This is a genomic window from Streptomyces sp. NPDC052721 (assembly GCF_040678315.1).
Classification (GTDB): domain Bacteria; phylum Actinomycetota; class Actinomycetes; order Streptomycetales; family Streptomycetaceae; genus Streptomyces.
The window spans coordinates 153,523-164,361 of record NZ_JBFATL010000009.1; the positions used below are offsets into that span (position 1 = coordinate 153,523).

Here is a 10,839-nt window from a genome sequence, read left to right on the forward strand (position 1 = left end):
CTTAGGAACAGAGGAGTTCGGGTGAAGCAGGTTGTGCAGAACTACAAGAGCGGCGAGCTGGCGGTGCTCGACGTGCCGGTGCCGGGGTGCAAGCCGGGCGGTGTACTGGTCCGCAGCGCCTACTCGCTGATCTCCACCGGGACCGAGCTGATGAAGGTGTCCGAGGCCGGCATGTCGATGCTGGGCAAGGCCCGCTCCCGGCCGGACCAGGTGGCCAAGGTCATGCAGAGCGTCGCCACCAACGGGGTGCCCGCCACCTACCGCAAGGTGATGGGCAAGCTGGACTCCTACACGCCGCTGGGCTACTCGCTGTGCGGGGTGGTCGAGCAGGTCGGCGCCGGGATCGACGGTGTGCAGGTCGGTGACCTCGTGGCCTGCGCCGGCAATGAGCACGCGCTGCACGCCGAGCTGAACTGGGTGCCGAAGAACCTCTACGCCCGGGTGCCGGACGGCCTCGCGCCGCGGCACGCCGCGTTCGGCACCGTCGGGTCGATCGCGCTGCAGGGCGTCCGCCGAGGCGAGCCGCAGCTCGGCGAAGTCGCGCTGGTCATCGGCCTCGGGCTGATCGGGCAGCTGGTGGTGCAGCTCCTCGCCGCCTCGGGAGTGCGCGTCGTCGGTGCCGACCCCGACCCGGTGCGCTGCGAACTCGCCGCGCGCCTGGGCGCCGCGGCCTGCGGCGATCCCGCGTCCGCGGCCGTGGAAACCGCCGTCGCCGAACTCACCGGCGGTCTGGGCGTGGACCAGGTGTACCTGGCCGCCGGCGGCGGCAGCAACCAGCCCGTCGAACTGGCCGCCCGGCTTTGCCGGGACCGCGGCCGGGTCATCGACATCGGCAAGTGCCGCCTGGACCTGCCGTGGAACGCGTACTACGAGAAGGAGCTCGACGTCCGGTTCTCCCGCAGTTACGGCCCCGGTCGCTACGACCCGGAGTACGAGCTGGAGGGGCGGGACTACCCGATCGGCTACGTCCGCTGGACCGAGCGCCGCAACCTGGCGTGCTTCCTCGATCTCCTCGCCCGCGGCAGCGTCGACGTCGAGCCCCTGATCTCCCACGTCGCCGACTTCGATGACGCCGTAGAGACGTACCAGAGCCTGAAGGACGGCGACCGGAAGGCCGTGGCCGTGCTGTTCCGGTACCCCCGGCAGACGGCTGAAGCGGAGGAGGCAAAGGCCCCCGCGGTGGCCGTGCCCTCGGTGAACGTGAAGCCGGCTCCGGCCCGGGCCGCCAACTCGTCGGTGCGGCTGGCGTTCGTCGGCGCGGGCAACTACGCGACGTCGATGCTGCTGCCGCACCTGGCACAGCGCGACGGCGTCGAGTTGTCGACCGTCGTCACCACGACGGCGCTGTCCGCGGCCAACGCGCAGCGGAAGTTCGGCTTCGCCGAGGCGACCACCGACCTCGACGCCGTGCTCGGCGACAAGTCCATCGACGCGGTGTTCGTCGTCACCCGGCACAGCTCGCACGCCGAACTGACCCGCAAGGCACTGCTCGCCGGCAAGGCCGTGTTCGTGGAGAAGCCCCTGGCCCTCACCGAGGACGAGCTGGCCGGCGTGCTCGCGGCGGTGGAGGAGTCCGGCAACGACCGGCTGCAGGTGGGCTTCAACCGCCGGTTCGCGCCGCTGCTGCGGGAGGCCAGGCAGCGGTTCGGCACCCGGACCGGTCCGGCGCACCTGCGGTACCTGGTCAACGCCGGCCGCCTCGACCACGGCAGCTGGTACCTCCGACAGGGCACCGAGGGCTCGCGGTTCGCGGGCGAAGGCGGGCACTTCATCGACACGGCGAGCTGGCTGCTCGACGCCGACCCGGTGTCCGTGTACGCGACCGCCACGTCCGGCAACGAGGACCTCCAGGTCGTGCTGCGCTATCCGGACGGGTCCACCGCCACCCTCGGCTACGTCACCTCCGGCCCGTCCGGGTTCCCGAAGGAGACGCTGGACCTGATCGCGGACGGCCGTGCGCTGCGGCTCGACGACTTCGTGCGTGCCACTGTCTACGACGGCCGCCGCCGGCAGTGGGTCAGTTCGCGGCTGCCCAAGGCCCGGGACAAGGGCCAGAACGCCGAACTCGCCGCGTTCATCAAGGCGGTGCGAAGCGGCGGGCCGATGCCGGTGCCACTGGAATCGCTGGTCGCCACCACGGCGGCCACCCTCGCCGTGCAGGCCGGCCTGGCGGCCGGCGCCCCGGTGACGCTGGCGGAGGCACGATGACCATGAGCGCCGGCTGGTACCTGCGGCGGCTGTCCCGGATGGGACCGCGGGAGGTCGGCGGCCGGGTGGGCGACGCGGTGCGCAGGCGGCGGTGGCGGTCGGCGCCGCCGCCGGCCTGCCCGAGCGTGACCGGCGCCCGGTTCACCGCCGTGCTGCCCGCGGGGACGATCGCCGCGGTGCCACCGGACGCCGCGAAACGCCTCCTCGCCGAGGCGGACCGGCTGATGGACGGGCACGCCGAGTACTTCGGGGTGGTCCGCGACGACCTGACCGACCCGGACTGGTGGTACGACCCGAAGACCGGGCGCCGGGCTCCGGGGGGTTACGCCTTCGACGTGCCGTACCGGAACGAGGTCGCGGTCGGGGACATCAAGCAGATCTGGGAGCCGTCCCGGCACCAGTACCTCACCGTGCTCGCCGCCGCCTACGCGATCACCGGGAACGAGCGGTACGCCGAGCGCGTGGCCGAGCACCTGCGGTCGTGGTGGACGGCCAACCCACCGCTGCGCGGCGTGCACTGGACCAGCGGCATCGAGCTGGGCATCCGGCTGCTGTCCTGGGTGTGGATCCGCCGGCTGCTCGACGGCTGGCCGGGTGCGGCCACTCTGTTCGAGGACAACCCGGTGGCGCTGCACCAGATCTGGCACCACCAGCGCTGGCTGGCCGCCTTCCCCAGCCGGGGGTCGTCGGCGAACAACCACGTGATCGCCGAGGCCGCCGGGCAGTTCGCCGCGGCCTGCGCGTTCGGGTGGTTCCCCTCCTCGGCGCGCTGGCGAGCCGACGCTCTGCGGTCGCTGGAGCGGCATCTGCGCGGCAACACCTTCGCCTCCGGCCTCAACCGCGAGCTGGCCACCGAGTATCACGGCCTGGTGCTGGAGCTCGCTCTGGCCGCGGTGGCCGAGGCGGATGCCGCCGGAGCGCCGGTCCCCGCGTCGATCCGGCTGGTGCTGCTGCGCATGACCGACGCGCTCGCGGCCGTCGTGGACAACCGGCTGAGGCCGCCGCGCCAGGGCGACGCGGACGACGGGCACGGTCTGGTCGTGGACGGCGCGGGCACCGACCGCTGGGCCTCGCTGCTGGCCACCGGGGACGCCGTGTTCGGCCGGCTCGCCTGGTGGCCGGAGGTGACCGGCACCGATGTGCGCACCCCGCTGCTGGCCGCGCTCATCAAACCCGCCGAACTGTCTGTGACCCGCCCCGCAAGCCGGCCGGCCCACTTCGCCGACGCGGGGCTCACCATCCTGCGCGGCCCGGGGGAGATCTGGTGCCGCTGCGACGGTGGTCCGCACGGCTTCCTGTCCATCGCCGCGCACGCCCACGCGGACGCGCTGTCCGTCGAGGTCCGGCACGACGGGGTCGACGTGCTCGCCGACCCGGGGACGTACTGCTACCACGGGCAACCCGAGTGGCGGCGGTACTTCCGGTCGACCCTCGGCCACAACACCCTGCGCCTGGACGGCGGTGACCAGTCCGTCTCCGGCGGCCCGTTCCTGTGGACCCGGCACGCCAGGAGCCGCGTCCTGGTCGCGGACACCTCCGACGCCTCCTCAGGGGGGACGGCCCGCTGGTGCGCGGAGCACGACGGTTACCGGCCCTCCGTGCACCGCCGCCGGGTGGAACTGACGGCCGCCGAGCAGGAGCTGAGGGTGGTCGACGAGGTGCGCGGCCCGCGCCGGGCCGTGCGGCTGGCGTTCCACCTCGGCCCGGCGATCGCCGCGGACCTGGCGGGGAACCGGGCACAGCTCACCTGGACCCGGGACGGCGAGGACCGCTCCGCGGTGCTCGTCCTGCCCGGGGAGCTGTCCTGGCGTGCGCATCGCGGCGAGACCGAGCCGCCGCTGGGCTGGTACTCCGCAGGATTCGGGCGCAAGGAACCCACCACCACGCTGATCGGCACCGGTTTCGCCGACGGCGTGCAGGGGTTCACCACCGTACTGACGTTCGAGGGCTAGGGGGGAGGGGACCCGTGGGGATCAAGTGCCGGCGTCGGGCGTGGCCCGCGGCACCTCTGGCGCTGGCCCTGCTGGCGGCGACCGGCTGTACGAACTCGCCGGACACACCGGGGAAACCGGCCGCGTCAGCCGTGGCCCGGGTGTGCGCCACGCCCGGGGCCGGGCCCGCGAAGGCGCCGGCGGGCGCGGTGACGGTCGACCCCGATGTGGTCGGTGACCTGGCTGAGAAGACGAAGAGCAACCCCCCGGGCACCACGTTCTGGCTGCGACCCGGCACGCATCGGCTGGAGCCGGAGCGCTACGCGCAGGTCATGCCCAAGAAGGGGAACAGCTACCTCGGCGCGCCGGGCGCGGTCATCGACGGCGGGAAGAAGAACGCGTACGCGTTCGGCGGCACCGCCCGCGACGTCACCATCCGCTACCTGACCGTGCAGCGCTTCGTCGCGCCGACCGACGAGGGCGTGGTCAACCACGACATGGCCGACGGGTGGGTGATCGAACACGACACGATCCGGAACAACGACGGCGCCGGGCTGATGGCCGGCGCCCGCCAGCGGGTCCGCGGCAACTGCCTGCGCGACAACGGCCAGTACGGAATGAACGCGTACAAGACCGGCAACACCATCCGCGCCCTGGTGGTCGAGGGCAACGAGATCGTCGGCAACAACACCGGCGACTGGGAGCGGCGCAAGCCCGGCTGCGGCTGCACCGGAGGCATCAAGTTCTGGGCCGTCGACGGCGCCGAGATACGGGGCAACTGGGTGCACGACAACCGCGGAACCGGGTTGTGGGCGGACACCAACAACAACGACTTCCGCATCGAGGACAATCTGATCGAGGGGAACGACGGCGCCGCGCTGATCTACGAGATCAGCTACAACGCGGTCATCCGGAACAACACGATCCGGCGGAACAACTGGGTCGAGGGCCGCAAGGAGGCCGAGCGCGGCGACGACTTCCCGTTCGCGGCCGTCTACCTGTCCGAGGCCGGCGGCGAACCGCGGGTCGAAGCCCGTACGGACAAGATCGACGTCTACCGGAACGTGCTGGAGAACAACTGGAACGGGATCACCCTGTGGGAGAACGCCGACCGGTTCTGCAACAGTCCGGCCAACACCTCGTCCGGTGACTGCACGCTGCTGGTGAAGGACAAGGACCGCTGCGCGGAACCGGCGATCGCCCGCGCACCGCTGTACGCCGACTGCCGGTGGAAGACGCAGCGGGTGGACATCCACGACAACCGCTTCGTCCTGGACACGTCCGTCGTCAAGTGCGCGGAGAAGTGCGACCGCATGGCGGTGCTCGCCAACTACGGCACCTATCCCGACTGGTCGCCGTACAAGGGCAAGCGGGTGGCCGAGGCGATCACCCTCGAGCAGCACAACCGCTGGCACGACAACACCTACCGCGGACCGTGGCAGTTCGTCGTCCAGGACCCGAGCCAGGTGCTCGACGCATGGCAGTGGCAGGGCCCGCCCTACCGGCAGGACGCGGGCAGCACCTTCCCGAAACGGGCCGGTGGTTGAGATGGACCGTGCCCCCGCCACCACACCGAAGGCCGTCGGGATCGTCTGGCTGCTGCTGGGCCTCAACACCCTCGGCTCCGCCGGGGCGAAGACCATCGTCCCGCTGCCCCGCTCCCTCATCCAGCTGGTCACCATGGGCTCGCTGGTCGTCGCGTTCGCGCTGGCGCTCGTGCTCAATGTGCGGCTGCGCATCAGACCCAGCGCCTTCGTGTTCCTGCTCACCCTGCTGCTGGTGCCGAGCGTGATCTCCAGCGTGCACCTGGAGTCCGGATTCGGCGCGCTGTTCCGCTGCACCCGGCTGGCCCTCTTCGTCAGCACACTGTGGCTGGTGAGCCGCTGGTGGGACGGCAGTGTGACGTTCGTCCGCCACCACATCCGGATGTACTTCGCGGTGCTCGTGTCGGTGGCCGCGGGCCTGGCCATCTCACCGGGCGCGGCCATGCCCGACCTCTACGGCGGGCGCCTGGTCGGCGCGCTGTGGCCGCTCACCCCGCCGCAGATCGGGCAGTACACGGCGGTGATCACCGGGCTGACCGTGCTGCTCCTCCTGGGCCGCCAGGTCGACAAGGCCGGCGCGGCGGTGGTCATGGTTCCGTCACTCGTCCTGCTCGCGCTCACCCACACCCGGACGGCCACCGTCGGCCTGCTCGTCGGGCTGGTGTTGGCGATCGGCTCGCTCGTCCTCACCAGTGCCGCGGCCCGCCGCTTCTTCACCTGGGCGGTGCTGTGCGCCACGGTGGCCGCGGTGGGGTTCGCCTCCGCGCTCCAGGCGTGGTTCCTGCGCGGACAGAGCAAGGAGAACTTCTCCAGCCTCACCGGCCGGGCCAAGGTCTGGGACGCCCTGCTGGCGGCGCCCCGGACGACGGCGGAGCAGTTCTTCGGCGTGGGCCTGGGCGACAAGTCGTTCGGCGGGCTGCCGATCGACAACAGCTGGCTGGCCGTCTACAACGAGCAGGGTCTGATCGGTGTCGCCCTCGTGGCGGCCGTCATCCTCGTGCTCGGCGGCGTCGCGCTGCTGCGACCGCCGTCGCTGCCGAGGGCCTGCGCGATCTTCCTGATCAGCTACGTCGCGATCTCGTCGTACACCGAGGCCGGCCTCGGCGACGCCTCACCGTACCTGCTGCATCTGGCCCTGGCCGCCTCGCTGCTCGCGGTGCCCGCCGCGGCCACACCGCTGTCGACACCCCCAGTCCCACGACCAGGTATCCCGCGCTGGGCCCGGGATCGGGAGGCGAGCTGACCATGCACGTCCTCGTGGTGCACAACCGCTACTCCTCGGCGCAGCCGAGCGGCGAGAACCGGGTCGTCGACGAGGAGGTGGAACTGCTGCGCGCGGCCGGCCACCGGGTCGAGGTGTTCGAGCGGCGCAGCGACGACATCGCCGGCCGGTCCCTGCTCGGCAAGGTCGCGGTGCCGCTGCTCGTGCCGTGGAACCCGGCCGTCCGCACGGAGCTGACCGCCAGGCTCCGCGCCGAGCGGCCGGATGTGGTGCACGTCCACAACGTCTTCCCGCTCCTGTCGCCCGCCGTCCTCGCCGCCTGCGCCGACGCCGGCGTGCCCGTCGTCGCCACGCTGCACAACTACACCCAGATCTGCCCGCCCGGCACGCTGCAACGGGACGGCCGGCTGTGCACCGACTGCGTCGGCTCGGCGGCGCCGCTGCCCGCCGTCCGGCACGGCTGCTACCGGGGCTCCCGTCTCGCGACGGTGCCGCTCGCGGTGAGCCTGTCGGTCAACCGGCGGCGGTGGTGGTCCGGCGTGGAGCGGTTCTTCTGCATCTCCGAGGCGCAGCGCGACGTCCTGGTGCGGTCGGGCATGCCGGCCGGGTTGCTGACGGTGAAGCACAACTTCGTACCCGACCCCGGCGCATGCCGGGCGGGCGACGGAGACCAACTGCTCTTTCTCGGCAGGCTCGCGGAGGCCAAGGGGGTGCGGCTGCTCATGGCCGCGTGGGACGAGATCGCGGCGGACGGCGGTGTGGGCGTGCCGCTCGTGCTCGCCGGCGCGGGGCCGCTGGAGCGAGAGGTGGCCGCGTGGGCGGCGGGCCGGAACGACGTGCGCTGCGCCGGTCTGCTCGACCCCGCTCAGGTCCGGCAGGCCGTGGCGCGGTCGGTCGCCGTGGTGGCTCCTTCGGTGGCCATGGAGACGTTCGGCCTCGTGGTCGCGGAGGCGATGGCGGCGGGGGTGCCGGCGGTCGCCGCCGGTCACGGCGCCTTCGTCGAACTCGTCGAGGACGGGGTGACCGGGCTGCTGCACCGGCCGGGCGAGCCCGCCTCGCTCGCGTCCTGCATACGCCGGATCGCGGCCCGAGCGGACCTGGGCCGGGAGATGGGCCAGGCGGCCCGGCGCCGTTACGAGAAGTGCTTCAGCCCGGCCGTCGGGCTGGCGCGCCTGGAGGAGGAGTACCGCGCCGCGATCGCGGGGCGGACGCAGTCGATGGGGGACGGAATCAATGGGGGGCACTAGATGACACGATGCCGACTCTGCGGCTCGGCGACGCCGGCGAGCGTCGTCGACCTGGGGGCGACGCCGCCGTGCGAGAGCTTTCTCGCCGCGGACCAACTGGACCAGCCGGAGCCCGCGTACCCGCTGCACCTGCGGGTCTGCACCGACTGCTGGCTCGCGCAGATCCCGCCGCTGATCACGCCGGAGGAGACGTTCAAGGAGTACGCGTACTTCTCCTCGTACTCGACGTCCTGGGTGGAGCACGCGCGCACGTTCGTCGCCGATGCCGTGCGGCGGGTGGGGCTCGGCCCGGACGCCTTCGTGGTCGAGGTCGCGAGCAACGACGGATACCTGCTCAAGCACGTGGTGGACCGGGGCATCCGCTGCCTGGGCATCGAGCCGTCGGTGAACGTCGGCGCCGCGGCGCGCGATGCGGGTGTGCCCACGCTCACGGAGTTCCTGAGCCCGGAGACCGGCTCGGCCGTGCGCGCCGAACACGGCCCGGCGGACCTCGTCGTGGCCAACAACGTGTACGCGCACATTCCCGACGTGGTCGGGTTCACTCGGGGACTGCGCGCCCTGGTCGCCGACGACGGCTGGGTCTCCATCGAGGTGCAGCACCTGCTGACCCTGATCGAGGAGAACCAGTACGACACGATCTACCACGAGCACTTCCAGTACTACACGGTCGCCTCCGCGACCCGGGCCCTGGCCCGCGGCGGACTCGCGCTCGTGGACGTCGAGTTGCTGCCCACGCACGGCGGCTCCGTCCGGCTGTGGGCCCGGCCGGCCGAGGTGGCGGGCGGGCCGACGCAGCGGGTGGCCGACGTGCTGGCCCGGGAGAAGGCCGCCGGGCTCCAGGAGCTGTCCGGGTACACCGAGTTCTCCGCCCGGGTGGCCAAGGTGCGCCGGGACCTCCTCAAGTTCCTCATCGAGGCGGCCGAGCGCGGCGAGACGGTCGTCGGCTACGGCGCCCCGGGCAAGGGCAACACCCTGCTCAACCACTGCGGCATCCGGCCCGACCTGCTCGCGTACACGGTCGACCGCAACCCCTACAAGCACGGCAGGTTCACCCCGGGCACCCGCATCCCGATCCTGCCGCCCGAGCGGATCGCCGCGGACAGACCGGACTACGTCCTCGTCCTCCCGTGGAACCTGCGGGCCGAGCTGGTCGAGCAGCTGTCCTACGTGCACGACTGGGGCGGCCGGCTGGTCTTTCCCATCCCGGAACTGAGCGTTGTCGAGGCCGCGTCCCGAAAGGTCACAGCATGAAGGTCGTTCTGTTCTGCGGCGGTTACGGGATGCGGATGCGCAGCGGTGCCGCGGACGACGTGCCCAAGCCGATGGCGATGGTCGGCCCCAGGCCGCTGATCTGGCACGTCATGCGCTACTACGCGCACTTCGGGCACACGGAGTTCATCCTGTGCCTCGGGTACGGGGCTCACCACATCAAGAACTTCTTCCTCAACTACGAGGAGACGACGTCCAACGACTTCGTGCTGCGGGGCGGGCGGACCGAGCTGCTGTCCACCGACATCGCGGACTGGACGATCACGTTCGCGCAGACCGGCATCGAGTCACCGATCGGGGAGCGGCTGCGCCGGGTGCGGCACCACCTGGACGGCGACGAGATGTTCCTCGCCAACTACGCCGACGTCCTCACCGACGCCCCGCTGCCGGAGATGATCGAGAACTTCGCCCGGCGCGACGCCGGTGCGTCGATGATGGTGGTCCCGCCGCAGTCCTCGTTCCACTGCGTCGACTTGGGCGAGGACGGCCTGGTCGGCGGCATCACCGCGGTGAGCGAACTGCCGCTGTGGGAGAACGGCGGCTACTTCGTGCTCCGCCAGGAGGTCTTCGACCACATCCCGGAGAACGGGGACCTGGTCTCCGACGGATGCGCCCAACTGGCCAAGCGAGGACGGCTGGTCGCGCACCAGCACCGCGGCTTCTGGAAGCCGACCGACACCGTGAAGGAGCGGGCCGCGCTCGACGAGGCCTACGCCCGGGGCGACCGCCCGTGGGCCGTGTGGGAGCGGGACGGCGCCGGGGTGAGCGCGTGATCCGGCTCGGGGCGGGGCGCCTTGAGAGGATCGTCGCGGTGGGCGCGCACTGCGACGACATCGCCATCGGCGCCGGCGGCACGCTGCTCACGCTGTGCCTCGCGCGGCCGGGTGTCCGTGTCGACGCGCTGGTGCTCTCCGGCGGCGGCAGCGAGCGCGAGCAGGAGGAGCAGGCCGCGCTCGCCGCCTTCTGCCCCGGCGCCGACCTGCGGCTGACCGTGCACAAGCTGCCGGACGGCCGGCTTCCCGCGCACTGGGAGGAGGCCAAGTCCGCCGTCGAGGAGCTGCGCGAGCGGACCGACCCGGATCTGGTCCTCGCCCCGCGCACCGACGACGCGCACCAGGACCACCGCGGCCTGGCGCGGCTGATTCCGACCGCGTTCCGCGACCACCTGGTCCTCGGCTACGAGATCGTCAAGTGGGACGGCGATCTCGGCCGGCCGGCCGCCTACCAGCCGCTGTCGCCGGAGATCGCCGAGCAGAAGGTACGGCTGCTGCAGGAGCACTACCCCTCGCAGCGGCACCGGCCCTGGTACGACCGGGAGGCCTTCCTCGGCCTGGCCCGGATCCGCGGCATCGAATGCCACGCGCGCTACGCCGAGGCGTTCGCCGCCACCAAACTCACGCTCGACCTGGGGGAATGAA

At 72.0% G+C, this 10,839-nt stretch carries 8 protein-coding genes; all 8 read left to right on the forward strand.

What is annotated here, in order from left to right; all coding sequences use genetic code 11:
- Positions 1–21 precede the first annotated feature (21 nt).
- Genes AB0L21_RS11950 through AB0L21_RS11985 form a run of 8 tightly spaced genes read left to right on the forward strand, consistent with a single transcriptional unit; the run spans position 22 to position 10,838 of the window.
- Positions 22–2,208, forward strand: coding sequence for a bi-domain-containing oxidoreductase (locus AB0L21_RS11950; protein ID WP_365783637.1), 2,187 nt, complete (start codon positions 22–24; stop codon positions 2,206–2,208).
- Positions 2,205–4,160, forward strand: a complete 1,956-nt coding sequence (locus tag AB0L21_RS11955) for an alginate lyase family protein (protein WP_365783639.1) — start codon at positions 2,205–2,207, stop codon at positions 4,158–4,160. The genes AB0L21_RS11950 and AB0L21_RS11955 overlap by 4 nt, the downstream gene beginning before the upstream one ends.
- Positions 4,161–4,174: 14 nt before the next feature.
- Positions 4,175–5,686 carry a right-handed parallel beta-helix repeat-containing protein gene (locus AB0L21_RS11960; protein ID WP_365783641.1) on the forward strand — a complete coding sequence of 504 codons (1,512 nt, stop codon included), beginning with the start codon at positions 4,175–4,177 and terminating at the stop codon, positions 5,684–5,686.
- A 1-nt stretch (position 5,687) separates the two neighbouring features.
- On the forward strand, positions 5,688–6,926 hold the full coding sequence (locus AB0L21_RS11965) for an O-antigen ligase domain-containing protein (protein WP_365783643.1): 1,239 nt from the start codon (positions 5,688–5,690) through the stop codon (positions 6,924–6,926).
- A 2-nt stretch (positions 6,927–6,928) separates the two neighbouring features.
- Complete coding sequence (locus AB0L21_RS11970; protein WP_365783645.1) at positions 6,929–8,152, forward strand: glycosyltransferase family 4 protein; 1,224 nt, start codon at positions 6,929–6,931, stop codon at positions 8,150–8,152.
- On the forward strand, positions 8,153–9,403 hold the full coding sequence (locus AB0L21_RS11975; RefSeq protein ID WP_365783647.1) for a class I SAM-dependent methyltransferase: 1,251 nt from the start codon (positions 8,153–8,155) through the stop codon (positions 9,401–9,403).
- Positions 9,400–10,194 carry a glucose-1-phosphate cytidylyltransferase gene (locus AB0L21_RS11980; protein ID WP_365783649.1) on the forward strand — a complete coding sequence of 265 codons (795 nt, stop codon included), beginning with the start codon at positions 9,400–9,402 and terminating at the stop codon, positions 10,192–10,194. The genes AB0L21_RS11975 and AB0L21_RS11980 overlap by 4 nt, the downstream gene beginning before the upstream one ends.
- Positions 10,191–10,838, forward strand: coding sequence for a PIG-L deacetylase family protein (locus AB0L21_RS11985; protein WP_365701141.1), 648 nt, complete (start codon positions 10,191–10,193; stop codon positions 10,836–10,838). The genes AB0L21_RS11980 and AB0L21_RS11985 overlap by 4 nt, the downstream gene beginning before the upstream one ends.
- The last annotated feature ends 1 nt before the right edge of the window (position 10,839 follow it).

Excerpts from the sequence above, each read along its gene's own strand:
- AB0L21_RS11955 (WP_365783639.1), top strand. The coding sequence starts at position 2,205 with ATGACCATGAGCGCCGGCTGGTACCTGCGGCGGCTGTCCCGGATGGGA.
- AB0L21_RS11965 (WP_365783643.1), top strand. The coding sequence starts at position 5,688 with ATGGACCGTGCCCCCGCCACCACACCGAAGGCCGTCGGGATCGTCTGG.
- AB0L21_RS11975 (WP_365783647.1), top strand. The coding sequence starts at position 8,153 with ATGACACGATGCCGACTCTGCGGCTCGGCGACGCCGGCGAGCGTCGTC.
- AB0L21_RS11980 (WP_365783649.1), top strand. The coding sequence starts at position 9,400 with ATGAAGGTCGTTCTGTTCTGCGGCGGTTACGGGATGCGGATGCGCAGC.
- AB0L21_RS11970 (WP_365783645.1), top strand. The coding sequence starts at position 6,929 with ATGCACGTCCTCGTGGTGCACAACCGCTACTCCTCGGCGCAGCCGAGC.